At 46.6% G+C, this 26,265-nt stretch carries 32 protein-coding genes; 13 read left to right on the top strand and 19 right to left on the bottom strand.

Annotated elements, in window-relative coordinates; translation table 11 throughout:
- Positions 1–60 precede the first annotated feature (60 nt).
- Positions 61–396: a hypothetical protein gene (locus KNP04_RS13790; RefSeq protein WP_214696877.1), complete on the top strand. Its 336-nt coding sequence runs from the start codon at positions 61–63 to the stop codon at positions 394–396.
- Between the two features lie 31 nt (positions 397–427).
- Here KNP04_RS13790 and KNP04_RS13785 read toward each other — a convergent pair whose 3' ends face one another.
- Genes KNP04_RS13785 through KNP04_RS13755 form a run of 7 tightly spaced genes read right to left on the bottom strand, consistent with a single transcriptional unit; the run spans position 428 to position 3,921 of the window.
- The gene (locus KNP04_RS13785; protein ID WP_214876852.1) at positions 428–1,171 is read right to left on the bottom strand and encodes an endonuclease/exonuclease/phosphatase family protein; all 744 of its coding nucleotides are present in this window, start codon (positions 1,169–1,171) and stop codon (positions 428–430) included.
- Between the two features lie 32 nt (positions 1,172–1,203).
- Complete coding sequence (locus tag KNP04_RS13780) at positions 1,204–1,674, bottom strand: hypothetical protein (RefSeq protein WP_214876850.1); 471 nt, start codon at positions 1,672–1,674, stop codon at positions 1,204–1,206.
- A complete protein-coding gene (locus KNP04_RS13775) occupies positions 1,661–2,179 on the bottom strand; it encodes a hypothetical protein (protein WP_214876848.1) in 519 nt (172 codons plus the stop codon). The genes KNP04_RS13780 and KNP04_RS13775 overlap by 14 nt, the downstream gene beginning before the upstream one ends.
- Entirely contained in the window at positions 2,158–2,628 is a 471-nt protein-coding gene (locus KNP04_RS13770) for a hypothetical protein (RefSeq protein WP_214748612.1), read from the bottom strand. Before KNP04_RS13770 ends, KNP04_RS13775 begins: the two co-directional genes overlap by 22 nt.
- Positions 2,612–3,061 carry a hypothetical protein gene (locus tag KNP04_RS13765; RefSeq protein WP_214876847.1) on the bottom strand — a complete coding sequence of 150 codons (450 nt, stop codon included), beginning with the start codon at positions 3,059–3,061 and terminating at the stop codon, positions 2,612–2,614. Before KNP04_RS13765 ends, KNP04_RS13770 begins: the two co-directional genes overlap by 17 nt.
- Positions 3,062–3,490 (bottom strand): hypothetical protein, encoded by a 429-nt coding sequence (locus tag KNP04_RS13760; protein WP_214876844.1) that lies wholly within the window; start codon positions 3,488–3,490, stop codon positions 3,062–3,064.
- The gene (locus KNP04_RS13755) at positions 3,487–3,921 is read right to left on the bottom strand and encodes a hypothetical protein (protein ID WP_214876842.1); all 435 of its coding nucleotides are present in this window, start codon (positions 3,919–3,921) and stop codon (positions 3,487–3,489) included. The genes KNP04_RS13760 and KNP04_RS13755 overlap by 4 nt, the downstream gene beginning before the upstream one ends.
- 205 nt (positions 3,922–4,126) lie before the next feature.
- Between KNP04_RS13755 and KNP04_RS13750 the strand changes: the two genes are divergently transcribed.
- From KNP04_RS13750 to KNP04_RS13715, 8 genes are all read left to right on the top strand, one after another.
- Positions 4,127–4,837, top strand: a complete 711-nt coding sequence (locus KNP04_RS13750; protein WP_214696897.1) for a GntR family transcriptional regulator — start codon at positions 4,127–4,129, stop codon at positions 4,835–4,837.
- 152 nt (positions 4,838–4,989) lie between these two features.
- Positions 4,990–5,337, top strand: a complete 348-nt coding sequence (locus KNP04_RS13745) for a PTS lactose/cellobiose transporter subunit IIA (protein ID WP_214696899.1) — start codon at positions 4,990–4,992, stop codon at positions 5,335–5,337.
- Entirely contained in the window at positions 5,334–5,642 is a 309-nt protein-coding gene (locus KNP04_RS13740; protein ID WP_224863627.1) for a PTS sugar transporter subunit IIB, read from the top strand. Before KNP04_RS13745 ends, KNP04_RS13740 begins: the two co-directional genes overlap by 4 nt.
- 15 nt (positions 5,643–5,657) lie before the next feature.
- The gene (locus KNP04_RS13735) at positions 5,658–7,064 is read left to right on the top strand and encodes a GH1 family beta-glucosidase (protein ID WP_214876889.1); all 1,407 of its coding nucleotides are present in this window, start codon (positions 5,658–5,660) and stop codon (positions 7,062–7,064) included.
- Between the two features lie 12 nt (positions 7,065–7,076).
- Positions 7,077–8,405, top strand: coding sequence for a PTS sugar transporter subunit IIC (locus tag KNP04_RS13730; protein WP_214696903.1), 1,329 nt, complete (start codon positions 7,077–7,079; stop codon positions 8,403–8,405).
- Between the two features lie 74 nt (positions 8,406–8,479).
- Positions 8,480–8,806 (top strand): hypothetical protein, encoded by a 327-nt coding sequence (locus tag KNP04_RS13725; protein WP_214876840.1) that lies wholly within the window; start codon positions 8,480–8,482, stop codon positions 8,804–8,806.
- The gene (locus tag KNP04_RS13720; RefSeq protein WP_214876838.1) at positions 8,803–9,372 is read left to right on the top strand and encodes a hypothetical protein; all 570 of its coding nucleotides are present in this window, start codon (positions 8,803–8,805) and stop codon (positions 9,370–9,372) included. Before KNP04_RS13725 ends, KNP04_RS13720 begins: the two co-directional genes overlap by 4 nt.
- A gap of 86 nt (positions 9,373–9,458) precedes the next feature.
- Positions 9,459–10,421 (top strand): quinone oxidoreductase family protein, encoded by a 963-nt coding sequence (locus KNP04_RS13715; RefSeq protein WP_214876836.1) that lies wholly within the window; start codon positions 9,459–9,461, stop codon positions 10,419–10,421.
- Positions 10,422–10,453: 32 nt separating this feature from the next.
- Here the strand turns inward: KNP04_RS13715 and KNP04_RS13710 are convergent, their stop codons facing one another.
- The 8 genes from KNP04_RS13710 to KNP04_RS13675 form a co-directional block, all read right to left on the bottom strand.
- Complete coding sequence (locus KNP04_RS13710) at positions 10,454–10,699, bottom strand: hypothetical protein (RefSeq protein ID WP_214876834.1); 246 nt, start codon at positions 10,697–10,699, stop codon at positions 10,454–10,456.
- An 86-nt stretch (positions 10,700–10,785) separates the two neighbouring features.
- Complete coding sequence (locus KNP04_RS13705; protein ID WP_214876824.1) at positions 10,786–12,138, bottom strand: GH1 family beta-glucosidase; 1,353 nt, start codon at positions 12,136–12,138, stop codon at positions 10,786–10,788.
- Positions 12,139–12,162: 24 nt separating this feature from the next.
- Positions 12,163–13,092 carry a carbohydrate ABC transporter permease gene (locus KNP04_RS13700; protein WP_214876822.1) on the bottom strand — a complete coding sequence of 310 codons (930 nt, stop codon included), beginning with the start codon at positions 13,090–13,092 and terminating at the stop codon, positions 12,163–12,165.
- Between the two features lie 3 nt (positions 13,093–13,095).
- Positions 13,096–13,998, bottom strand: a complete 903-nt coding sequence (locus KNP04_RS13695) for a carbohydrate ABC transporter permease (protein WP_214696921.1) — start codon at positions 13,996–13,998, stop codon at positions 13,096–13,098.
- A gap of 59 nt (positions 13,999–14,057) precedes the next feature.
- Positions 14,058–15,365 carry an ABC transporter substrate-binding protein gene (locus KNP04_RS13690; protein WP_214876820.1) on the bottom strand — a complete coding sequence of 436 codons (1,308 nt, stop codon included), beginning with the start codon at positions 15,363–15,365 and terminating at the stop codon, positions 14,058–14,060.
- Between the two features lie 202 nt (positions 15,366–15,567).
- Positions 15,568–16,581, bottom strand: coding sequence for a LacI family DNA-binding transcriptional regulator (locus KNP04_RS13685; protein ID WP_214876818.1), 1,014 nt, complete (start codon positions 16,579–16,581; stop codon positions 15,568–15,570).
- A gap of 192 nt (positions 16,582–16,773) precedes the next feature.
- Entirely contained in the window at positions 16,774–17,862 is a 1,089-nt protein-coding gene (locus KNP04_RS13680; protein WP_214876816.1) for a hypothetical protein, read from the bottom strand.
- A gap of 139 nt (positions 17,863–18,001) precedes the next feature.
- Positions 18,002–18,874, bottom strand: a complete 873-nt coding sequence (locus KNP04_RS13675) for a TetR/AcrR family transcriptional regulator (protein WP_214876814.1) — start codon at positions 18,872–18,874, stop codon at positions 18,002–18,004.
- A gap of 164 nt (positions 18,875–19,038) precedes the next feature.
- On the opposite strand from KNP04_RS13675, the gene KNP04_RS13670 reads away from it, so the two are divergent.
- From KNP04_RS13670 to KNP04_RS13660, 3 genes are all read left to right on the top strand, one after another.
- Positions 19,039–20,535 carry an MDR family MFS transporter gene (locus KNP04_RS13670; RefSeq protein WP_214876812.1) on the top strand — a complete coding sequence of 499 codons (1,497 nt, stop codon included), beginning with the start codon at positions 19,039–19,041 and terminating at the stop codon, positions 20,533–20,535.
- 145 nt (positions 20,536–20,680) lie between these two features.
- Positions 20,681–21,304, top strand: a complete 624-nt coding sequence (locus KNP04_RS13665) for a glucosaminidase domain-containing protein (protein ID WP_214876810.1) — start codon at positions 20,681–20,683, stop codon at positions 21,302–21,304.
- Between the two features lie 162 nt (positions 21,305–21,466).
- Positions 21,467–22,027, top strand: a complete 561-nt coding sequence (locus tag KNP04_RS13660) for a GNAT family N-acetyltransferase (protein WP_251129983.1) — start codon at positions 21,467–21,469, stop codon at positions 22,025–22,027.
- On the opposite strand, the gene KNP04_RS13655 is transcribed toward KNP04_RS13660, so the two are convergent.
- Positions 21,951–23,063 carry a HAMP domain-containing sensor histidine kinase gene (locus KNP04_RS13655; RefSeq protein ID WP_214876806.1) on the bottom strand — a complete coding sequence of 371 codons (1,113 nt, stop codon included), beginning with the start codon at positions 23,061–23,063 and terminating at the stop codon, positions 21,951–21,953. The genes KNP04_RS13660 and KNP04_RS13655 overlap by 77 nt on opposite strands.
- Positions 23,060–23,752, bottom strand: coding sequence for a response regulator transcription factor (locus KNP04_RS13650; RefSeq protein ID WP_214876804.1), 693 nt, complete (start codon positions 23,750–23,752; stop codon positions 23,060–23,062). Before KNP04_RS13650 ends, KNP04_RS13655 begins: the two co-directional genes overlap by 4 nt.
- 165 nt (positions 23,753–23,917) lie before the next feature.
- On the opposite strand from KNP04_RS13650, the gene KNP04_RS13645 reads away from it, so the two are divergent.
- Positions 23,918–24,391, top strand: a complete 474-nt coding sequence (locus KNP04_RS13645; protein ID WP_214876802.1) for a DedA family protein — start codon at positions 23,918–23,920, stop codon at positions 24,389–24,391.
- 1 nt (position 24,392) lies between these two features.
- Here KNP04_RS13645 and KNP04_RS13640 read toward each other — a convergent pair whose 3' ends face one another.
- Together KNP04_RS13640 and KNP04_RS13635 are read right to left on the bottom strand one after the other, a co-directional pair.
- The gene (locus tag KNP04_RS13640) at positions 24,393–25,406 is read right to left on the bottom strand and encodes an ABC transporter permease (RefSeq protein WP_214876800.1); all 1,014 of its coding nucleotides are present in this window, start codon (positions 25,404–25,406) and stop codon (positions 24,393–24,395) included.
- Positions 25,399–26,127, bottom strand: a complete 729-nt coding sequence (locus KNP04_RS13635) for an ABC transporter ATP-binding protein (RefSeq protein WP_214876798.1) — start codon at positions 26,125–26,127, stop codon at positions 25,399–25,401. Before KNP04_RS13635 ends, KNP04_RS13640 begins: the two co-directional genes overlap by 8 nt.
- Positions 26,128–26,265: the final 138 nt, after the last annotated feature.

The following is a 26,265-nucleotide window of genomic DNA, read 5'->3' as shown; positions in this document are numbered from 1 at the left end:
TTCGACTAGGGAGAGAACGGGCATGATACAAGTAACGAATAAAGAAATGAGGGGAAACACATGGGCGGCATCTTCCTGTTGATCGGCATACTGTTATCTGTCTTATCCAGGTGGCTAGAATTTGAAGGGAATAGCACGTTAGGGGATGTCATGTTGTTTCCTGCGATTTTCTTTATGGCCATGGCATTCTTCTGCAGTTTTCCTTACTTTAAAGAATGGTGGGACGACCGCTCCACCCGTAAGAAAGCATTCTTATTCGTGATCTTTGCCGCAGTTGGCATCCTTTGTCTGCAAGCCGCTTTTTGGTTTGTCGTCTGGCGAGATCAATGGCTCGGACTTCTTCTCCTTCTTCCCTTTGCGGCATGTGTGGGGTTCATCGCTCGGTTGTTCAAGTAAAAGGAGGATGCGCAATCGCACATCCTCCTTTTTAATTCAGGGTGAAGTCAACTATCACACCGTAGTGATCACTCGGTACAACATCCCTACTCGTCCGCATGTCGCCGAATACATCGATATGCTGAACCTCGAGTCCACTATATTCCGAACGTACCAGAATCCAATCATATCGTTCAGGCTGCTCGAGATGGGAAGAACGCAAATATGGATTGTGCTTTACGTCTAACGTCGGGCGTGCCTCTTCGCCAACAAACGTTGTCACGTCCGACCACCCCGCATCCGATATGTCATGATAGATAGTGGATTGAGGATGATCATTGAAATCTCCACACAACACTTCGACCGACTTCTGGCATCCTTGACTTAACCATTCTTGAACCGCCGCCATCTGATGTTCTCGAATCGAAACGGACCGCCAATTCAGATGCACGTTCGTGATGCCCCATTCGTGACCGCCCCACTCAAGCGTACCTCGTATCGCACAAAAGTTAGACTCTTCCACGTCACTTTCCCAAATCGCTTCAACTGAACCAAAAGGAACCTTGCTCAAAAAAGCGAGTCCTTCGTCCGGTGAGTCAGGATAAGGATGAAATACGCAGAACGGATAGCCTGTCGCTTCCGCAATGTCATGCGCCACACTGCCCTGCTCATAAGAACGGACTTCTTGCAGAGCAACCATGTCCGCGTCGATGCGTTTTATTTCTTGGGAAATCGCTTCGATCCGCTCTTGCCAAAGCGTCTCATGGTTCCAGATATTATAACTAGCAATCCTCACTTTATACTCCTACTTCCTTTTCGACAGAGTCGTCACGCGCTCCCCCATTTTTGTTCTTCTCTTAATTCACGTTCTGTAACATAGTTCTCATCAAGTCGGACCATATGTTGTTCATACAATCGATGCATCATTATAGAACTCGGTATGAGCACTGCAATCGTTATAAAGAAAGCAAGTGTCGAAATCTGCCCTGTAACTGTGAAATATAGAAAGACGATGACAAATGGGTACGTAACTAAACCGGTGATCGAGTTCCAATGCGCGAGTCGTTTCGCTTCTCTCGATAGCAAATAACGTTTTTTAATCGACTCCCGATCCCACGTCTTCTTCCATGCAGGTAAGGCAGCAATTTCTGAAATCAACAACACGCCTACTAACGATATCCACCCTTTTTCCACAGCAAAGAAAAGCATAAGTGCGAGTGCCCCGCTCATCATACTAACAGTCCATTTCCCCGTTTCATCAAATGCCGTCAACTCTCTCATCTGATCACGTTTGTTCACGACGTTGCTCCTTTTCGTATTCGCGAACTTCACGAATTTCTTTTAAATCTTGATCCGTCAAATAGTTCTCATCATAAGACTGAATGACGCGATCGAACCGTTTCGCCAAATATTCAATCCCGAAAAACGTCAGCTGGGAAAGGAGGAACATGCGGAACGATTGTGTGCCCGTCGTTTCACTCGTAAAGTAAAAGAGGCCGTAAATCCCGATACCGGTCAAAGCGAGCGTGTGTGCCATTATTTTGATTGATAAGAGGTTACGTGCCGTTTGATTTGTCACAAAGCGCAGCCACATCCGATATTGAATAAAAATACCCGTCAGGATTGCGGCGAGCACGGCATATAATGTTCCTGTAACAACGCCGTCAGAGAGTGTCCAATACGAGGCGTAAATCAAAAAACTGACGACAAGCCCGATTCCGATGATGCCTACACCCCATTTAGTCAAACGGTCTACTTTTAAAATCGTATCGATTTGCGACTTTACTTTTGGTGATAGTTCCATACGTCCTCTCTCCTTTCCAACACTTCTTCATACGTCGGTAGCCTAGACTGATGTCCAAGAATTCGCTCTTTCCACTTCTTCTCTCGATACGATTTCGTCAACCCCCAAAGGGCGACGATCCCGCCAATCAGGATGAAGGCATCTTCGTTTACATACATCGGGATGAAGAGCGCAAATAAAGAAACGGCATCAATCCAACAATCAATGAGTCGATAGCGTAACACGCGAGCGACCGCTTGATGTTCGGCAAAATGGCGAATGACTCGATATTCCATATATCCTTTATAAGCCAAACCCATGGATACGACCAACATGACCGGGATGACCCACATCGCCTGTGTCCGCAACATCACGATGAACGAAATCAAGAAAATGACGAGTACGGGCCAACCAAAGAACCGCTCGAACTGTTTGGCATGCGTTACTGTGAGTTCAAATGGACGATTCATGCGAGACCCTCCCTTCAATCACTTCTTCATACGTCGGAAGCCCTGGTTCAATATGTCGGAGTTTATTTGTGAACCACTTCTGTCGAAGCGGACTAAGTACTCCCCATATCCCGAAAAAGAGACCAATCATGAGACCAAAATCTTCTGCGGTCAGCAGGGTCACCATGAGTGTCGTCAATAAAATCGCATCCACCCATTCGAATACGTATTGAATAATGAGAATTCGATGTGCCTTTGGATGCTTGGTCATTCGCCACATGATGCGCATTTCTTGATAGCCCATCACGACGATAATCACGGAGACCGACCCCATAATGGGAATCAACCACATTTTCTCTAACAAGAGGGCGACAATGACGGCTGTGACATATAGAATCATGACGGGTACGGCATAACCTCGCATCCGTTGCATCCACTTTACGTCTTGCTCCACTTATATCGCCTCCTTGTTAAAGTTGATACACTCTACATCTTGTCGTTTTGTCTGCGTCTCCACGTTCCATGTCCATAACATCGCGCCTGCGATGAACACCGTGACGCATACATACGCCACGTTTGATGTGAACAATAATTGATGATTCAATGCGAGAAAGAAGGCAACACTGTTGATCCCGTCCCGAGCAAGTTGACGACGATATAACCCTTTCAATTCTGGTTGAAATGACAGGCGCATCCGATAACGCTTCACATATAAGATGTTCAACGGAATGAGTGTACAGGCGATATAGAGCACGCCCCACGTAAGGTCATCCGTCCATAAACTGATGGGAAACATGAGTACCACCAATGTTCCAAATATGCCGAAGATCCATTGGTCGAATAAACGTTTCCATGCCTTCTCTTGCGTTATGCGTTCATTCATCTCTTCAACCGTTGTTTCTCGGATTGATCCACCAAAGGCATGCGTTCTCCGAATTGTTTTTGGAAAGTCTGACCGAACACCATCCACAAGGTGAGAACAACAAAAATTGTCAATGTGTCAACTTGCATAAAGAGAAGCGCCACCGTGATCACAATGAGGATTGCTGAATCCACTAAATCGTATATGAGTTCCCATTTTAGAGACTTCACTTTAATTTTTTCGCTTTCATGCGTACGATGTTTCTGATACTTGCTAACATCTATCCCAATCATCGCGATTCCGACAACAATGAGTGGAACTGTCAGCCATACATTACCTTCGAAGTATGACACTGCAAGCGCCATGAATATGAAAGCAAACGAGGTATATTTTATTCGAAGTGGTGACTTCCACCATGTATCTCCTTGTACAAATCGATTTTGATTGTTCACTTAACAAACACCCTTTCTTTACAGGATCTATCTTTCTTATACGCAATCTCCTTTTATATTGTTTCACATTTTCCGAATATTCCCGCAATGAATCGTTCGACTTTTTTCAACAATTGAGGAATGAAACGTATCCGCTTACAAAGGTTATCTGCTATACTGTTAGCAAATTCATTCCCACAAATTTTTTTGAAAGGTGTAGAACTGTATGTCTCCGAAGTACAAGCAAGTTGCAAGCCAGATTGAATCAGACATTGTCAATCACGTCTACCAACATACGAATAAATTATTGACCGAAGATGAGTACGCCAATAAATATGGTGTCAGTCGCAATACGGTCCGAAAAGCAATCGAGATCCTCGTCAACAAAGGATACGTTTATCAAGTCCAAGGGAGCGGCGTTTTCGTCCGCGACCATTACAATAGCGATTACATCAACCTTGAAAAACTTCAAGGTCTCACAAGTGACTTCAGTGGTCGGAAAGTCGAGACACGCGTCTTACATTTCGAACAGACTGTCGCAAACGATGAAGTCGCAGAACGTATGAAGTGCCCGATTGGGACACCCGTCTACTTCGTGAAGCGTCTACGTCTCGTCGATGACCATCCGTTCTCGGTGGAAGATTCATACTTCCGAAAAGAGCTCGTCATCTACTTAGACGAGAACATCGTCCAAAAGTCGATTTATACGTATTTACGAAGTGACCAAAAGCTCGCCATCGGATTCGCCGACCGAGTCATTTACGCAGACTTTTTAGATTCTGAGTCCGCCGATCTGCTCGACTTGAACGAGAATGACCCAGCCTTGATTGTCGACAACACCGTCTATTTAACAAATGGTCAAATCTTCGACGTCTCTCGTTCCATCCATCATTTTAAACATGTCAAAATGCTCAAAGTCTCGAACATCAAGTCCTAAACGCGCCCGAGAGATGCTTTTCTCGTGCGCATTTTTTATGCAATTTTTCGAAAAGAAAGGGTTTACACGAAAACGCTTTCGTGCTACTATCAACGTGTAGAAAATATTTGTACCTATGAATTTTAGTTATCCATACAAAAAGGAGAGATACTATGGTTTCTGAAACAATCGAAATTTCACCGGAAGATATTTTCGGTCTCATCGCCCTCTCGGGTGACGCCAAAGCGAGCTACCATCAAGCGATGCTCCTCATGCAAGAAGGAAAAAAAGAAGAAGCCGAGGCAGCAGTCGTTGCTGGTGACGCAACATTAAAAGAAGCACATGCGATTCAAACGAAATTCGTCACGCTCGAAGCACAAGGTAAATCGGCAACAGTCGGTGTCCTCATGGTGCACGCGCAAGATCACTTGATGAACACAATTCTCGTTAAAGAAATGCTTGGATATATGATGAACATGCAAAACGAAATCAACGAATTGAAAGGAATGGATCAAAAATGATTAAAATCGGACTCTTCTGTGCGGCAGGTATGTCAACAAGTATGTTAGTAGAAAAAATGAAAGCGGTTGCCTCTGAGCGCGGCATCGAAGCTGAGATCGCAGCATACCCAGAATCAGAAATGGAGACATACGTTAACAACATCGACGTTGCACTTCTCGGACCACAAGTGAAGTACCTTCTTTCAAAAGGGAAGCAAATCTGCGAACCAAAAGGTGTTCCAATCGATGTCATCAACACAGTCGACTACGGCATGATGAACGGTGCGAAAGTATTAGACCACTCATTAAAACTTGTAAATAAATAAACTGAGGTGATGACTTTGAAAATGCCTAAAGATTTCTTGTTCGGCGCTGCTTCGGCCTCTTATCAGGTCGAAGGCGCATGGAACGAGGACGGGAAAGGTCTCTCGAACTGGGACGTCTTCTCGAAAATTCCTGGTAAGACATTTGAAAACACAAACGGCGACGTCGCAGTCGACCATTACCACCGTTATAAAGAAGACATCGCGCTCATGGCGGAGATGGGACTCGAATCGTATCGCTTCTCGATTTCATGGCCACGCATCTTCCCAAACGGTACGGGTGAAGTGAACGAAAAAGGACTTGAGTTCTACAACAATTTGATCGACGAATGTTTGAAACACGACATCGTCCCATTCGTCACACTCTACCATTGGGACCTTCCACAAGTACTTGAAGAAAAAGGCGGCTGGAAGAACAAAGAGACGGTTGACGCATTCGTCCGTTTCGCAGATACTTGCTTCCAATCGTTCGGTGACCGTGTCAACCACTGGATCACATTCAACGAAGCGGTCATCTTCTGCTCACTTGGATACTTAACAGGCGCACACCCGCCAGGCATCGAAGGCGATGTCAAAGGTTATTTCCAAACGACGCACAACGTCTTCGTCGCTCACGCCCGTGCCGTCGAGCTCTTCAAACAAAACGGTCACACTGGCGAAATCGGGATCACGCACGTGTTCAACCCGGCGTTCAGTATCGATGACGCAGAAGAGAACAAGTTTGCCGAAATGCATGCGAACGCTTATGCGACACATTGGTTCTACGACCCGATCTTAAAAGGTGAATATCCAGAGTACGTCGTGAACGGTCTGAACGAACAAGGTCTTCTCCCTGAAATGACAGAGGAAGAACTCGACGTCTTGAAACGTACCGCTCCGATGAACGACTTTATCGGTCTCAACTACTACAGCCCGCAGCGCGTCATGAAAAATGACTCAGCGCTCGTCATGGCTGGTGGACGTGAGAACTCGACAGGTCGCCCTGGTAACCCATCGTTCGATGGCGTCTATAAGACAGTCAAGATGGACGACAAAGTGTACACGAAATGGGATTGGGAAATCTCACCGGAAGCGTTCCTCGATGGGATGCACATGTTAAAAGATCGTTACGGCGACGTCAAAATCTATATCACAGAGAACGGTCTCGGTGATGTCGACCCGATCGTCGACGGTGAAATCATGGACACGCCACGAATCGAGTACATCGAAGGTCACCTTCGTGCAGTCAAACATGCTGTTCAACAAGGCATCAACGTTGCCGGTTACTACGCTTGGTCTGCAATTGACCTTCTCAGCTGGTTGAACGGTTATAAGAAACAATACGGCTTCATCTACGTCGACCATAACAATGGGCTCGCACGGAAGAAGAAACAGTCGTTCCACTGGTATAAAGAGATCATCGCCACGCGCGCTGAAGACCTATAAGGAGGTTCCCCTATGAGCCGCTTAGAAAGAGTATTTGAAAAGTTCACCCCTGCTTTTGTTCGCTTCGCGAACGCCAAGCCCGTCCTTGCGATTAAGGACGGGTTCATCCTCACGATGCCGATGACCATCATCGGGTCGCTGTTCCTTCTCATCCTGGCGTTACCGATTCCAGGTTGGGCTGACTTCATGTCAGGTCTATTCGGGGCAGATTGGTCACTCCCGCTCACGCAAGTCGTCGGTGCGACGTTTGACATCCTTGCTTTAATCGGTGTTTTTGGAATCGCTTACTCGTACGTCAAGAACGAAAAGATCGAAGGGGTACCTGCTGGTATTCTCGGAATCATCTCGTTCCTCATCATCACACAAGCTTCTGTCTTGTCTGAATCTGGGGAATTCGTCGGTGGCGTCATTCCAAAAGTATGGACAGGTGGACAAGGTGTCCTCGCTGCCATCATCGTCGGATTGACAGTTGGATTCATCTACTCGCAGTTCATCAAACGTGGGATCAGCATTAAAATGCCAGACGGTGTACCGCCAGGCGTATCGAACTCATTCTCTGCACTTGTTCCTGGTTTGGCAATCATCTCGCTCGCCGTTGCAACGTTTGCGATTTTCCAAGCGGTGGCAGAGCGTACGTTCACAGAAGTCATTTATGATGTCCTTCAAGCACCACTTCAAAACTTGACAGACACACTCGCTGGAGCCGTTATCATCATGGTGCTCATGTCGGTCATGTGGTGGTGTGGAATTCACGGTGCCGCAATCCTTATGGGAATCATGGGACCACTTCTCACAGCGAACGCGCTTCAAAACCAAGCGATTATCGATGCTGGTGGTACGCTTGTCGCTGGTGAGAACGCAAAAATCGTTACAATCCAGTTCCTCGATGTGTTCACGAAACTCGGTGGATCAGGGATCACAATCGGTTTCATCATCGCGACACTGATTGTCGCACGTTCGGCACACTTGAAGCAGCTTGGTAAGTTATCACTTGCGCCAAGTATCTTCAACATCAATGAGCCGGTCATCTTCGGGATGCCAATCGTCTTCAACCCGATCATGTTCGTTCCATTCGTTGTCGTGCCAGCCATCGCTTCATTCATGGTTTACTTCGCCATCCTGTGGGGTTGGGTCGAGCCGTTCAACGCGCTTCAAGTACCATGGACGACACCTCCAGTCATCTCTGGATTCTTGATTGGTGGATGGCGTGCTGCGCTCTTACAGATTGCAACGATTGCTATGGCCGTTGCGGTTTACCTTCCATTCGTTCGCATTCAAGACCGCGTTTCGTATGGTGAAGAATTGAAAGCACAAGAAGAAGCAGATAAAGCGTCAGCCTGAAACAAAAACGACAGCCCTTCTCAGCAATGAGGAGGGCTGTTATATTTAGGTAAAAGAGTTAAGGAGTTGGAAATTTGAAAGCCCACTACCCTTCTATATTCGCTGTCCTTGCGGGTCTGACCGGATTACTCGGACTGGTGTTTCAATCGGTCTACTCAATCATGTTGTTTCCCGTCTTTCTACTCATTGCCGGATACTCCGTGGCACATGCGAATAAGCAGAAAAGAACCGTACGAAATTATACAGCGAGCTTCATCATCTTATCGAGTGCCGCCCTCGCATTCGGTCTTGGCTTCCAGTCCATCATCCCGTACGCCATGCTCATCGGGGTCGTGCTACATATGGTCTGTCTGATTGCTGCATTCATCGCGCTCGGACGGTATCGGGCTCACATCTCATGAAGGTTGTGACAGGCCTCGGTTGGGGCTCGCTGATTCTAGCGCTCGCCCTCACCCCGCTACTTGCCGTCGATTTGATTCTCATCTATTTACTTGAAGACACACCGTTCCGAATCTTATCGACTCTCGCGATGCTCGGTTGTTTCTATCTGTTGTCGACGATCCTCAGTTTTTTCGTTGATGCGTTAACGAGAGCATTACGTTCGTTTGCTCATACGAACATACCGCGTCTACTCGACAGCATTCTTCATGGAATCGTGAGCGGAATCAGTCTATACGTCGTACTGACTCTCTTTCCGTCTATCGATTTATCGACGCTCACTGTCATAGCGATTATATTCGTGCACTTATTCGGTGCATCATTTTGGCTAAATCGAGAGGATTTGAAAGAAAAGACGCCACTCGAACTCGATTCCATCGATCAACAGATTGTTCATCTGTTATGCACGGAGACAATCGTGTCCTGTGTCGAACGCATCCAGAGTGATTACCCGGATTTACCGAAGCGGGATGTATTGAAGCGAGTCAAACAGATCAGTCAATCTACCGAAGTCACCGAACCTACTTAATGGCCGGTGACTTTTGTGCGTCATCACGAGTGAATCTCGAGCCGTATGCTATAGTTTTAGTGAGTCTAACGAAGGAAGTGATCAGCATGAAGGCACTCGTCTTCCATCAGTTCGGTGGTCCTGATGTTTTAACATATGAAGAAGTCCCGACACCGATGCCACAAGTTGATGAAGTATTGGTACGCACAAAAGCCATCGGATTGAACTATGCCGATGTGTATCGCCGGAAAGGCAACTATCATCTCGTCGGAGAACCTCCATACATTCTCGGATATGAAGGAACCGGTGTGATCGAAGCGGTCGGGGCGAACGTCACCTCGCTTCAAGTCGGGGACCGCATCGCCTTTGCCGATGTCCCGCACGCCAACGCAGAATTTGTTGCCGTCCCGCTCGACAAGGCGATTCCTCTTCCAGATGCCATTTCATTCGAAGCAGCCGCATCGACCATGCTTCAAGGATTGACGGCCCATTACCTCGTCCACGACAGCTATCGGATTCAGGCCGATGATGTCGCGGTCGTACATGCAGCCGCTGGCGGTGTCGGTCAATTGTTGACACAAATGATTCAGCGTCTCGGCGGGCAGGTCATCGGTCTCACTTCGACAGATGAAAAAGTGGCGACCATCCAAACACATGGTGCCCGTGCCTATCGCTATGACGAAGCATGGGTCGAAGAGATTCGTAATGCCACGGACGGTCGCGGTGCCGATGTCGTTTATGATTCGGTCGGTGCGACATTAGAAAACAGCTTCGAAGCGACTCGCATCGGTGGGACGGTCGTCTTCTACGGTATGGCCGGTGGCGACCCAAAGCCGGTCGATCCGCGTATGCTCATGGACACATCGAAGACATTGACGGGTGGCGACTTATGGAACGTCCTCACCTCAAAAGAGGAACGCATTCGTCGGTCACACGAATTGTTCAGTTGGATTGAGGACGGCTCACTCATCATTCCATCACCGACAACGTTCGCTTTGTCAGACGGGGCATCGGCCCATGCCTTTTTAGAAAGTCGGAAGAGCCAAGGGAAAATCCTCTTAATTCCATAAGCAAACGCCAGCCCGTTTTCGGTGCTGGCGTTTTACGTATCCTCTTTTCGAAGTGAATATCCGTCTACCTCAAGCAGTCGCATCCGTTTCTGGTCGACCGCCGCATGAATAATCACAGTCACCCCAGGATTCAGTTCCATCATCTTCTTGATTTTTAGTAAGTCGTCTCCTTTAATCTCAACCGGTAACACGAACTCCCCTTCTCTCAAATGGACGAACTTGATCTTCCCTTGGTCGTCATAGCCTGTTACTTCGTATGTCGAAAATTCTCGTTTCATGAATATCCCTCCCCTCTTACAGTTCCCTCAACAGATAAATTGCACACAAAAAAATCCATCCCCGTAGCGGCAGGGATGGATGCATGTTACGCCTCGACGCTATCCGCGTGTTTGGCTTTATGGTCGGCGATGACACCAGCATACCACTTCGCGCTATCTTTCCAGATACGCTCTTGTGTCTCAAAGTCGATATAGAGGATTCCGAAGCGCTTCTCGTATCCGAAGCTCCATTCGAAGTTATCCATGAGCGACCAGAGGTAGTAGCCTTGAATGTTCATGCCTTCATCGTTCAAGTCAGAAACGGCTTCGAGGTGCTGGCGGACGTAGTCGATCCGGTTATCGTCATGGACTTCGCCATTTTCCAGCACGTCGTCAAATGCGGCGCCGTTCTCTGTGATATAGATGGGAAGGTCAGTATACTCGGCGCGTAAACGACGGATCAGGTCTTTGAATTCGTTCGGGGCGATATCCCAGCCCATGCCCGTCTTCTCATAGTCCGAATAAGCGTCTGCCTTCAAGAAATCATTTGCTGCGTTGAACTCGACAATGCCACGGCTGTAGAAGTTAATGCCGAAGAAATCGCAAGCTGTCGAGATCGTCTCCAGATCACCCGATTGGATGAAATCGAAGTTATGCACATATTTAGAGAACAAGTTCATCATGTCGACCGGATACTGGCCTTTGAAGACCGGATCGAGGAACCAGCGATTCGAATACCCGTCGGCATTGTTCATCGCAAGGCGGTCATTCGCCGAATCCGTCTTCGCGTACATCGGTGACAAGTTGAGCGTGATGCCGATCGGGGTCGTGGATGTCATCTCTCGCTTCAACAATTCGACCGCTTTTCCGTGCGACAACAAGATGTGGTGCACGGCGCGTACCGCTTCGTTCATGTCACGATGACCCGGTGCGTGAACACCGACATGGTAGCCGAGGAAGCCGGCACACCAAGGCTCATTGTGGGTGATCCAAGAGTCGACGATGTCATCAAGCTCTTCAAAACAGACTTTCGCATAATCGAGGAACCAGTCAACCGACTCACGGTTGACCCAGCCACCTTCTTCATGAGCCCACATCGGAAGGTCCCAGTGGTAAATCGTGACGGCTGGTTTGATTCCTTCTTCACGGAGACGCAGCGCCAAGTTTTTGTAGAACGCCATACCTTCTGGGTTATACTCTCCCTTGGCAGGGAAGATTCGTGGCCACGCGATGGAGAATCGATACGTGTCGACACCTAGCTTTTTGATGTGTTGGATGTCTTCTTCGTAACGATGGTAGTGGTCACATGCGACATCGCCGTTATGCTTTTCAAACACGCGCCCGTCGATGTCACAGAACATATCCCAGATGGAAGGGGTACGTCCCCCTTCATTGTGTGCGCCTTCAATTTGGTATGAGGACGTGGCTGTCCCGAATACGAAGTCTTTCTTAAAATGCATAGTGTTTTCCTCTTTTCTCTATATTTATTCTTTGACAGCACCTGCCGAAATACTGCTGACGATGTACTTCGAGAGGAACAAGAAGGCAATCATGATCGGTACGACCGAGATCGCGATTCCTAGGTAAAGCGCGCCAAGGTTTTCTGCGACTTGTGATCCTTTCAAGAAGCCCATCAAGACAGGCAACGTGTATTTCTCAGGAGAGAATAAGAGGACAAGTGGCATCAAGTAGTTGTTCCACGAGCCGATGAACGTGAAGATCGACATCGTCGCAATCGCTGGCATCATCATTGGGAGCGCGATTGTATGGAAAATACGTAACTCGCTCGCACCGTCAATCCGTGCCGCTTCAATCAAACTGATGTGAAGTGTCGCTTGCGTGTACTGGCGGATGAAGAAGACCGTGAATGGTGTTGCAATCGCAGGGACGATCAACGGGATGAACGTATCGAGAATGCCGAGCGTTTTTGAAATCTCGTAGAATCCGATGAGTCCAAGTTGTGCCGGAACCATCATCATGACGAGCATGAAGATGAACATCGCATTCTTCCCTTTGAAGTTGTAGAACGTGAATCCATAAGCTGTAAGGGCTGAGAAGTAGCCCGAAAGTACCGTCACCGATACCGAGATAATCAAGCTGTTTTTAAAGCCGGTCCAGATGTTGATGTACTCGCTTAGGGTAGCGTAGTTATCGAGCAACGCATTACCAGGGATCAAGGTGAAGCCAGATATGACTTCTCCATTCGTCCGAGTCGCGTTGATGATCATCATCAAGAACGGGATGAAGCAGATAATCGCAAGAATAACCAAACTTGCATAGATCAAGCCTCGCACAACACGATGCTTCGACTTTTGTTTTTTAGGTGGCACCACTTTGAGTGGACGGTCTTCTTTACGTTTTGGCTGCGCTTCGCTATCCGGAAGCATTCGCCGTGTTTCTGCATTTTGTTCCATCGCTTACGCCCCCTTCTTCTGTGTTGCGCGTTCGTTGCGGAACATACCTTTGAAGACGATCGCCGAGAAGATGAGCGTGATCAAGAATAAGCCGTAAGCGACCGCAGATGCGTAGCCGTAGTTATTGTACTTGAAGGCTTGGTTATACAAGTAAAGCACCATCGTGTTCAACGAGCCGTCCGGTGAACCGATTCCATCTGTAATCAACATCGGAAGGTCGAACAATTGAAGTCCACCAATGAGCGATGTGATCATGATGTAGAGAAGAATTGGTTTTAAGAGCGGCAACGTCACTTTCGTAAACATCTGCCAACGGTTCGCACCGTCGATGTGAGCGGCTTCAAAGTAATCTGTTGAGATTCCTGAGACACCGGCCATCACGATGATAAAGGAGTGACCGAACCACATCCATGTCAAGATGAGTGAGACGGATAGTTGAGCCGTCACGGGTTCTGCCAACCAGTCGATCGGATTTGAGATCAAACCGATTTTCATCAACACCATGTTGAGTGAACCATGCTGCCAGTCGAGCAAGATACCGAACAAAAGCGCGACCGAGCTGATTGTGATCAAGTTTGGAAGATAGAAGAATGAACGGAAGAAGTTTAATCCTTTTAGCTTCAAACGAAGATCTGAGAATAAGAGCGCCAATAAAAGTGCCATTCCCATCTGCAAGGCGAAGTTGACTCCCCAAATCTTGATGGTGTTGAAAAACGCTTCGATGAAGTATGTGTCCGTCAACAACCGTGTATAGTTCGCAAATCCGACAATCTCTTCTCCTGGGCTACCGGTATAGTTCGTGAAGCTATAGTAAAGCGTCAAGAAAACCGGATAAATGCTAAACGTCAAGAAAACAACCCAGAACGGGGCGATGAACAGATAGCCGTAACGATCTAATTTTTTCACGTGTATTTCTCCTTCCATAAGAACCGAGGGAGGAAATCCCTCCCTCGTGTTGGTCATCGTCAGTCTACTACGATGTCTGGGTAAGCGTTTTTAACTTGTTTCTTGAACTCTTTGATTGCATCTTCTTTCGACTTCTTACCTTCTACGTAAGATGTAACTGCCGCTCCGTAAAGCGTGTCGAGCTGTTGGTCGTATTTCGTAACGATCCCTGGTTTGATCGATTCTGCTTCGCCGAGGAAGAACTCGTAGTTGTTCTGTCCGCCGAGGAACTCGTCGCTGAAGTCCGTTTTGATTTTTTCTGTAACTGGGTTGAAGGCAAGTACGTCGCCTGTCTCTTTCGCCCATTCAGTCAAGAACTCTTCATCTTGTGTCATGAGTTTGATAAATTCGTAAGCCTCTTCTTTATGTTTAGAGTCTTTGTAGATCCCGACCCATGTACCGCCCCAGAAGTATGGGCTCGGTCCGCTTGTTACAGCCCAGTCACCAGCAGTGTCTTTTGCGTTCTCTTTCAAGACAGCGTGGAGACCCCAAGTTGGGAGGACGTAAGAGAAGACTTCTGTTTCCGTTTCTTTACCGCCTTCTTTCACTTTGATTGGCTTGTCCATTCCTTCGAACCAAGATGGTGACCATTCTGGTGCGAGAGCAGTCAAGTTATTTTCACGAAGCTCTTTCGCGTAGTCGAAGTAGTTTTCTTTTCCTTCAGTCAACACAAGTTCATTGTCTTCGTTTACCCATGCTTGTGGGTCATCGCCTTGTGCGAACCAACGGATTGAACCTTCGTCTGGGAAGAGTTTGTAGCCTTTATCTTTAAGCTTTTCACCGACTTCGAAGAGTCCGTCCATCGAGCTCATCATTTCGCCGACTTCAGCCGGGTCATCAGTACCGAGTGCTTCTTTAGCGATGCTACGTTTGTAGTAGATCCCACCTGGAGTTGTTTGCCATGAAAGGGCACGAACGTTTCCGTCCTTGTCTTTCCCGAGGTCGAAGACGTAAGGAACGATGTCTCCAGAAACTTCTTCTGCGTTGTATGGTTCTTCCGAAAGGTTTTCCCAATATCCAGCGTCAATCCATTGTTTAAGGAACGCGATTTCACCCGTGAAGACGTCCGGTGCGCCGACGCCACTTTCAAGAGCTGGCTTCAACTTCGTTGCGTAGTCAGCCGTCGGTACGATTGTCAATTCGACTTTTACGCCGTTACGCTCTTCAAACGTTTTGATTGGCTCTTTCAGCTCATCTGTGAATGACCAAATTTTTAGGACATCATCTTTTGAACCTTCTGAAGATGATCCTTCGCCGCCGTCAGAGCAAGCGCTCAAGACACCAACTGAAAGTGCTCCAATGGTAAGTAAGCTAACAAGTTTACGCATGTGTTGTTCCCATCCTTTTTATAAGTAGTATTAGAAAGCGCTTGCAAAAAGAGGTAAATAATTGTCGAAAGCGCTTTCGGTTTATCCGAAATAAAATATCGAAAGCGGTTTCGATTTTCTCTAAAAATGACTTTCGAAATCGCGCTCCCCTCTCCATCCGCTGAAGAAAAGAGAGCGACTTCGAAATATCATTGGCTATAAATCACTGTTTGACCGGCGCACAAGATGCCCGTTCTACTAAGCGTACCGGAATGATGCGACGTTCGGTGAGTCGCTCTTTCGCGGTCATTTGTTCAAGTAAAAGTTCTGCTGCCGCTTCCCCGATTTCATCCGTATCTTGGCGAATCGTGGTCAGTTTCGGCGTAATGTATTGGATCATTTCAATGTCGTCATATCCGATGACAGAAATGTCATTCGGGACGTGAAGACCGTGTTCGTGAATTGCTTCGATGACGCCGATTGCCATCTGATCCCCGGCCACAAAGACAGCGGTCGGTTGATTGTCTAGTTCAAGCAATCGTTCCATCGCTTGCTTGCCTTCCTCAACCGAGAAGAAGCCGGCGTTGACGAGGTAGCCCGGTCGAATCGGAAGGTTCAGCTCTTGCATCGCAAGTTCATATCCTTTGATCCGTGCCGCTCCAGCGTCAATCGTCTCATCCCCAGCGATGTGGGCAATTTTCCGATGACCGAGTTCATAGAGGTAATTCACAGCGAGACGTGCCCCTTCGATGTTGTCGGAATAGACGACGCTACAATTGGCGCTGTCCATATCGACGACGACGATTGGGATGTCGCTTCGCATGAGCTCCTGAACTTGCTCATCCATTCGGTCCGAGCAGATGACGACGATGCCGTCGACCGCACGGTGTTTGAAGTGTTCGAGATAACTCATGTCACGATTGCGCAGGTTACGCGAGGCGAAGATCAAATCATAGCCTTGCTCCTCTGTCGCGTGACGAAAACTTTCGATGATCCCGTTGAAGAACGGGTGCTTCATCCCAACTTCATTCGCCTCTGAGAACATGACCCCGATCGCCCATGATTTTTTCGTCGATAACGACTGGGCATGTGCGTTCGGCAAGTAGTCCATCTCAGCAGCGGCTTGAAGAATCTTTGCTCTCGTCTTGTCGCTCACGTCTTTGTAGTTGTTCAACGCTTTGGACACTGTCGTGATTGAGAATCCTGTTTTTTTGGCTAAATCATAAATCGTACCCATGTTATTCTCCTCTTCCCGAAAGCGCTTTCGGTAATTTGATTGTAGCGCATGAATTTGTAGGAATCAATTCTTTTTCGAGGAAACTTTTTGATTCTTTTTTCCATTCCTTGTTTCTTCTATATTACTGCATCGGGAAGATTTTTGTCATACCTGTGTCCAAGTTAAACTATTTCGTTATCAGTTTTAATTTAACTATTCTTTAACGTTGATACTCCAGTCTCCATCTGCTTTCACAACAAATACATAGAGATCTGTATCAGAAAACGTATGACGTTGAGAACCTTCATACTTTCCTACTTCATTTGCCAGCAAGTCTTGTTGGTTAATAAAAATCGAGAAATATCCTTCTCCATTATGACTCATTTCAATCTGATATGACCCTTTTTCTACTTCGAAGAAAATCACATCATCACCAGTTCCAGAGATTTTCCCGGGTAGTGTCTCTAAATCTGAAGGATAATATTGCATCACTTTAATGTTCCAGCTACCATTGCTCCCTTTTATATTCATGAAATAATCTTCCGTATTCTGAATCCAAACAAATGATTTTCCTTTATAACTACCGATGTCATTCGCTAATAAATCCACCATATTGCCATCACTATCTTCTAAAGTAACCGAAAAATAGTCTGTACCGTCATACTGCATTTCAAAAACTGCAAATCCTTCTACCAATTCAATGTTATCTGTACCCGTATCTCCAGATCCATTAATGGTTGTCGTCAAATCCTCTTGAATCCTTTTGACATGATCATTTTTTACTTGATCTAAATCTTTATTCACCCCTACCTCGATAATTGAGTCTGCGTTATATACCACGATGATGTTTCGACTCTCGATTGTGACTTCATCAAACTCCCGACCATAAACAGTGTATCCCCGATTAATTTGTAATTCATATAATTCCATATAGTCTTGATAGTTCGATATCGGGTCTTCAGGCTGAACTTCCTGTAAAAACTCTTCCACAGAAGGTTCTTGAACTTCTTCGACCTCTTGAGGTTCCTCCGCTTCAATTATCGGTTCTGGTTCACTTTCGTCCTCTGTAACTGCTACCGTGCTCTCTTCTTCAAAATTAGTAACAGCTTCTTGATTATTTGTTTCAATAATTCCGAGTATGAAAATCAACCAAATACCCGCGAGAAAAATCGAACCTCCTAATATAATCGGGAATGGCGTGATATCCTTTTTGATAAAATAACGAAATACAGAATAGAGACCATATGCCGCTCCACCTATTAGTAGAGCGATCGCAGTAAATGCAATCACATTTTCTAGCACATTCAGCTCCTCCTATCTTCAATCATCCTCCGTTCAACATGACCCATCATTAATCATTACCCATATTTCCCACATGAACCTGCACTTGTTCTATATTTTCCGACCAAAAATAAAAATCATCCAAAATGTTGGATGATTTTTAATGTGTCCGTGTATACAGCCAAACAAGATTCGTGAACTTTTGTACTTCCGTCTCGCCTGTCACGCCTTTAAATAGACGTTGAAACGGCTTCAACAATTGCTCTAAGACAATTTTCCGAAGGCGTTCTTGTTTCAGTTCATGTGAGATTGCATCGAACAAATCTCGTTGTTCTTCCGTCATCTCGACATGCTCTTCGATGCGAGCAGCCATCTCAATCAATTCTTCAATCGTAATGAGATGTTTATCTGTCGTGCCACGCATTTGATCGACCGTGACCGGGTTCAAGACGTGCTCCCCTGTCTCTATCATTCGTGCAGCAATCAGTTCTACGTACGCATATAAACTCCTCACGACTTTTTGAGGAGAGTAAGCGGCATTCGTGATCCGGTTCGTGAACAAGATATGTTGCAACATTCCGTTGAAGAGCACCGTCAATTCCATCGAATACGGTCTGACAGCCTCTCCGATGATTTCCGTCAAACGCATCGCAATCCATTCAATTTCATAAATGCGATGTTGAAGTACGAGTTTCTTCAGTTCATTCTCGTTTGACGACATGATCGATTCAAATAGCGCGTGCAAGTTCCGTTCTTCGTTCAATTGAATCAATATCGAGATTTGCTCGATGAAGACGTCACGATCTCGTTTGTCCCGTCCCATCTGCATCTCAATCCGGCGCTGTCCTGCATCATATCGTAAGTTCTCGAGGATACTAGCCACGCAATCCGTCTTCGATGAGAAGTAGTTATAAAACGTCCCTTTTGAGATATTGGCACGGTCGATAATCTCTTGCACCGATGTGTGTTGCACTCCATTTTCGATGAAGAGAGACATGGCAATATCTGCGACTTTTCTCTTTTTCTCTTTCATTCTCTTATGACTCCGTTCTATCTAATTTGTATCTTTACTATAGCACCGAAAACCATTTTAGACTAATAGTACAAAATGGTTGCTTTATTTATACAACGGGTATAAAATCATTTCATCGACACTTACCAACACATAACTATTTAGAAAATAAAGGAGCCATCCATATGAAACCAGAATTCCAAAAGAAACCGCCTTACGTCATGTTGGCGGTCCTCTTTGCGGGTGCGTTTATCGCATTTTTAAACAACTCATTACTCAACGTCGCGCTCCCCTCAATCATGGTCGATCTCGAGATTGCAGACTACTCGACCGTACAATGGCTTGCGACAGGCTTTATGCTCGTGACAGGTGTACTCGTCCCGGCATCCGCCTATTTAATCACTCGTTTTTCTAACCGAAGCTTGTTCATCACTTCGATGAGTATCTTCGCCATCGGTACGGCGATTGCGGCCTTCTCGCCAAACTTTGGCTGGTTGTTGAGCGGTCGGATGATTCAGGCCGTCGGAGCCTCGACAATGGGGCCACTCTTAATGAACGTCATGCTCGTCAGCTTCCCGCGTGAAAAACGGGGGATGGCGATGGGAATCTTCGGGCTCGTCATGATCTCGGCACCTGCGATCGGACCGACACTCTCGGGTTATATCGTAGAGTACTATGATTGGCGCGTCTTATTCGAAATGATTTTACCGCTCGCCATCATCGGTCTCGCGCTCGCTATTTGGAAAGCGGAGAACGTCATGGTCCAAAATAAAGATCAGTCACTCGATTACTTGTCACTCGTCTTATCGACGCTCGGATTTGGTGGGATTTTGTATGGTGTCAGTTCAGCAAGCTCGGACGGATGGGACAACCCAATTGTCTTAGCGACGATGATTGTCGGTGCCATCTCGTTGATCGCATTCATCTATCGCCAGCTCCATATGGAAAAACCATTACTCGACTTGCGTGCTTACAAACATCCGATGTTCGCACTCGCGTCAGTCATTGCGATGGTCAACGCGGTCGCCATGTTCTCCGGTATGATTTTGACACCGGCTTATGTCCAAAGCGTTCGTGGCATCTCCCCACTCGATTCAGGACTCATGCTTCTCCCTGGTGCGATCATCATGGGAATCATGTCGCCGATCACGGGTAAACTGTTTGACCGATTCGGGCCAAAATTATTGGCACTTACCGGATTGACAATCACCGCGGTATCGACGTACATGCTTGCAAACGTCCAGCTCGATTCAACGTATACGTACATCGTATTAACGTACACGTTGCGTATGTTTGGGATGTCAATGGTCATGATGCCAATCATGACTAATGGACTGAACCAATTGCCGACTCGCCTCAATCCACACGGAACGGCCATCAACAACACGGCCCAACAAGTATCTGGTGCAATCGGTACGGCAGTACTCGTGACCATCATGAACTCGGTGACACGTACGGAAGCTGAATCATTGATGACGGGAGTCGATCCTGCGACGCTCACAGAGAGCTCGATGGGTGCCATCACTCAGCAAGCCCTCTTATCTGGGATTCAATATTCATTTTACGTTGCACTCGGGATGAACCTCTTGGCACTCGTCCTTGCGTTCTTCGTAAAACGAGTGGATGTTCGTAAGTTTGATGATCAAGTAGAGACCGTCGAAGAATTGAAACAAGCGAATTAATATTAGGAGAAAGCCGTTCTGAATCATCGATTCAAAACGGCTTTTTAATTTCTCATTTCCTTCATGCGTAAATACGAAATTAAACTTTAATACATATATGGTATTATTTCTCAATGGATAGGATTCATTTAGGAGGGTACATATTATGAAAAAAGTGTTTGGATTCATCGTCGCTTTTCTTCTGATCACTTCATCTTTCGTCTCTACAGGATCCATCGTTGAAGCGGCCCCAAAGAAGCAGAATCGTGCTATTATGGGAGTATCGGCTTTGACTCCGCAACAAATGGCGGATTACGTAAAACAAAAGAATCCTCGTGATGTCCGGCTCGCCAAAACGTCAGTCGAAGATTTGGCGAAACTTTTCATCATCATCGGTGCAAAAGAAGGCGTCCGTGGTGATGTTGCGTTCGCGCAGGCACTAAAAGAGACGGGTTATTTCCGTTATGGCGGCGATGTCCTTCCAAAGCAGCATAACTACTCAGGGATTGGGACGACTGGGAACGGCGTAAGGGGACACTTTTTCCGTTCACCACATCAAGGGGTAACCGCTCAAATTCAGCATCTAAAGGCATACGCCTCAAAAGATGCATTGAACATGACAAAAGTCGATCCACGCTTCCACCTCGTCAAACGGGGCTCTGCGACGACTTGGCCATCACTGCATCGAAAGTGGGCCATGCAGCCAAAAGGAAATTACGGAAACGAGATTCTTTCGATTTATCAAGAAATGTCGAAAACACCGAAACGTGTCGCTAAAGCAAAACGATGAAGAAATGTAGGGGTGAAAGAACGTGACGTGCAAACAAGTTAGACTCGCGAGCGGAATCGCACTATTCGTGACCGGCGTGATGTTGTTACTCAAGCGCTAATGAGCATTTCGGACAATTGTCCGAGTGCTTTTTTTATGACCGATATGACAAAGGAGGACATTATGAACCCTATTTCATACATACAAAACGAACAACACTGTCTCATCCGTATCGCTACTAAAGATGATGCGAAGTCCCTTGTTTCCGTTCGCTTACAAATTGATCAAGAGACGGACTATTTGGACCGCGAACCTGGGGAAGGCACTCTCGATGAGAATGCATTCAAGCAGTTAATTGAATACGACTTCAGTAAAACGAATCGTATTTTTCTTGTAGCCGAGGTCAACGGGAAACTTGTCGGGTTCGCTCGTTGTGAAGGAAGTACACTCGCACGGAAATCTCATACTGTCGAATTTGGAGTGGGAATTCTCCAAGCGTATTGGGGACTCGGTTTAGGTTCAGCGATCTTACGTTATGTCCTCGATTGGGCACGAACGGTACGCATTCATAAAGTCAATTTAAGCGTCATTGAAACAAACGAAAAAGCCATAGCACTTTATGAGCGCTACGGCTTTGAAGTCGAAGGTCGATTACGTGACGATAAGCTCATCGATGGACAGTACTTCGATACGATCTTGATGGGCCATCTGTTTCAATCGGAAACGACACTCGAAAACAAATGACCTGATCTTCGATTGGCTCGGCCGTCAACGTCCCGCCATGCAACAAAATGATTTGGCGCGCAATCGATAAACCCAATCCATCACCTGGAGTGACCCCTCTCGACGAATCGACGCGATACGTGCGATCAAAGAGATGGGGGATGGCTTCAATCGTTTCTGCCGTTGTCGCATTTGAGATGGACCATTCAATCTGTTGTCTTTTCGTTTGAAGTCTAATCTCGATTGGACTCGTTTGCTTGGCATATTTCCAAGCATTCGAGAAAAGATTTTCAAAGACACGAATAAGCTGTTCTTGATCGGCTTCCATCCATTGATCAGGTTGTATCGACACGTGCAATCGGTGACCTCTTTCCTTAAATAACGGCTCCATCTCGTGGATGAGCTGAGTCGTCAACAAGCTCAGATTGAGTTTCTGTTTTTTTAGTTGCATATTCGGGGCGTAGAGTCGGTTCACGTCCATCAACTGATCTAGTAGATGTTCAAGCTGATTCGTCTTTTCATTTAAGATACGAAAATGATTGTTTTCTTCAGCTGTCAGTTCACGATTCATTTGAAGGAGTTGAGTATAGCCTTTGATGCTCGTGAGCGGGGTACGCAAATCGTGTGACAGGTTGGAAAACAGTTGGTTCCGCTCTTCCTCGTGCGCCCGCTCCTTCTCAAATAATTCGCTTAACTGCCGTGACATTCGATTTACACTCTCTCCTAGTGAGGCGATTTCGTCTCGCCCTTCGACATTAATTGTTCGACCGAGATCACCGTTTGCAATCTGTTCAATCTCGCTCGATAGGTACGTGATCTTTCGAAGTGTTTTCCGCATCATCAGTGAAAACCCAATGATAAAAATCAAAATGACAACGAATGTCACGCCTAAAAACATCAAATTGGATGTCAGCGGGTCCGGTGTGGTCTCATTCTTGATGTAATACAAACTAATCGAATATCCCATGATTAAAAAAGCAATCGTCGCAATCAACGCGTTGATTAAGATAATGCTAATTAACTTTACAAGCAATCGATCCCATTGCCTCTGTTTCATAATCGATACCCCACGCCCCACACCGTCTTGATTATCGTTGGTTTTCGTGGTGTGTCTTCTAACTTCTCACGAATTTTTGTAATGTGGACCATCACGGTATTGTCGACCTCAAATGCAGCTTCACCCCACACCGCCTCGTATATCTGTTCGACAGTTAGGACTTGATTCGGATGTCGCATAAAATAGGCAAGAATATCGAACTCTTTCGGTGTGAGCCGAACCAAAGCCTCGCCTTTTCGACATTGTCGCGTTTGAAGGTCGAGTGTGACTTCTTCATGGGTGAGCATGGTCTGTGCCTCGGTCCGATCTGCCCCATAATCACGATACCGTCTGAGTAACGATTTAACACGAAGCGTCACTTCAAGTGGATTGAACGGCTTTTTGATATAGTCGTCCGCTCCGACAGAAATCCCTTGCATCAAATCTAGATCGCTCGTTTTTGCTGTCAGCATCAAAATCGGCATAAACTGTGTCTTTCGAATTTCAATACAAGCCTCAATTCCACCCATGATGGGCATCATCAAATCGAGAATGAGTAAATCAATCGTTTCGGTCGATGCGAGGTCGAGCACTTCTTGCCCATTTTTCGCAAACCGAAGTGCATATCCTTCATTTTGTAAATAGATGGCAAGTAATTCTCGAATCGCCTCATCGTCGTCGGCGATACAGATGACGGGTTGTGATCGCATATCTTTCCTCCTCGTCTTACATAATGAAATTGATCCATCTTATTATTGAGTGTAACAAACCACTCAATAACACATCCTGACGAACTTCTTAAGATTTCTTAAGAGAATACTAAAAACTCCTTACGCTTGCGAGTGAATACTAGACAAGGTAAGGAGTGAAACGTTATGGAAATGATCATACATTATGGCATGCTCGCCATCGGTATCATGTTTACCCCATTATCTGACGATGTCTTAATGATCACGCATCTGACGGTCGCGGATGCCTTCGTCCCAGGTTGGCTTTTATTTGTTTCCACTTGGAGCCTTTTCACGCTCACGTTCGGCTGGTTTTATTTAATCGGGAAAGGACTTCATCATATTTTACCCATGCGACAACGAGAATCTCGTTATCTCAAGAGAGCTGAGGCATTTTATCAAAAATATGGAGCACGCACGATCATGATTTCTTATTTTATTCCTGGTCTTCGCCATCCGCTCCATTACATCGCCGGGTTCACGTCACTCAAACTTCGAACGTATACGCTCTACACAACGATTTCAGCTTTCCTCTATACGAGTGCTTGGTTTCTCGTCATCGGACTGGCCAATCAAATCCCGGCGTTTCAACAGTTTCAAGATTGGGTGTTGTCCTTCTAACTCAATGCCCCCGATACTTACCGAGCGCCCGCATATTTAAGAGATACAAGACACCTGCATAGAGAATCAATCCGAGTAAATACATCCAAATTCCCGAGAAACCACTTCCGTAAATCATGACTTCCTTGATTGCCGTCGCCCCGTAGAAGATTGGCATGACGTAACTCAAGTTTCCGAGGCCGTACGGGATCAAGTCAAGTGGGATGAGTCCCGAGAAGAATACTTGCGGGATGATGGTGAACGGAATCATCTGGACGACCTGTAATTCCGAACGGGCAAACACCGAGATGGTCGCTCCGAAGAGCACCGCCGTACCCGCCATGAGTAGCATCGTCAACATGACCCACGCCATATTCCCAAGAGAAGAAAGACCGAGCACATAAATCGAATAGAGTACGATAAAAATTGACTGAACGACCGCAAACGTCCCGTATCCGAGCGTATATCCTAAAATGACTTGCCCTCGCTTGATCGGGGTCATCAAAAGCCGTTCGAGCGTACCGCCACTACGTTCTTTGACGAGCGCCATCGCGGATAAGATGAACACGAAGAAGAACGAGAAGAGAGATAGGAATACGAATCCGAACGAATCGAACGTCGACTGGTCTTCTTCCCCATAGACAAATAACGTATCAATCTCGGCTGCGGGGTTGAGCGTCGTCAACGCATCTTGAATCTCACCAACCGCCTTCGACGACTTCGTCGATGGTTCACGTAACGTGATGGTCGTACCTTCTTGATCCATTTCAAAGACAGCATCGACATGTTCATTGTCTTCGATGTATGCTTTCGGATCATCGAACGTTGCTTGTTCCACCTCGAGCGTCTCATCTTCAAACGCATTGACGAGCTGTTCTGGTGCGTTGTCATCAAGGACGACAGTCGGCACGTAATCCGAGTCACCGAGCAAGAAATAGACGAGCGTTAAAATGAGAAGCGGTGCAATCAAAATCAAGGCCACACTTCGTTTATCATTTAACGTTTGGAAGATAACACGTTTCGCTAAATTACGCATGACCGCCCACCTCCTCTTTCCCAGCAATCAAGAACAGTTCTTCGACGCGACCATTCTCGGTCTGGTCGAGCAAGTCCTGTACATGGTCATAGGCAATCAACCGTCCATTGTAGACGAGCGCGGCACGATCGCACTCGAGCACTTCGTCCATGACGTGCGTCGAGACGATGATGGTCGTCCCCTCTCTCCGAATCACTTGAAACTGATTCCAAATTTGACGACGTAAGATCGGGTCAATCCCGACCGTCGGTTCATCGAGGAACAACACGTCTGGCTTATGCAAAATCGCAATGGCTAGCGACAGACGTTTTTTCATCCCGCCTGAAAAATTACGGACGAGTTTATGCCGGTCGTTCGTTAAATCGACAAGGTCGAGCACTTCTGTGATTCGGTCCTGGAGCGCTTTTTTCCCTAACTTATAAATTGAACCGAAGAAGGCGAGGTTCGCCTCGGCCGACAAGTCTTCGTACAAGCCATCGTTTTGCGGCATAAATCCGATTTGTTGGAGCATATCCATGTTTGGCATCTTCGTTTCACCGATGTGGACACTTCCTTTGTCTGGTGTGAGTGCGCCGATCATGAGTCGGATGAGCGTCGTCTTCCCCGATCCAGATGGTCCGAGCAAACAGCAAATCTCACCGGACGGAATCGTGAAGTCGATGGTGTCGATGGCGAGTTGGTCACCGAATGACTTGTCGACGCGTTGCAGTTGAATGTTCATTTCTGTCACTCCTTTTCGGCGCCTCATCGTGTATACTCAAGATAATCGACACCGTGTTGGTTTATAAGTTCAGTATAGACCTGGTTCACGGTAGCAACAATCGTCAATATTGGTCATCGTGTTGGTTTTCCGACAGAT

Origin of the sequence: Exiguobacterium sp. CH10 (assembly GCF_018617635.1) — a bacterium.
In the GTDB taxonomy this organism is placed as follows: Bacteria; Bacillota; Bacilli; order Exiguobacteriales; family Exiguobacteriaceae; genus Exiguobacterium; species Exiguobacterium aestuarii_A.
The sequence above is the reverse complement of the archived record's forward strand: the minus strand, read 5'-3'. Positions and strand labels throughout refer to the sequence as shown.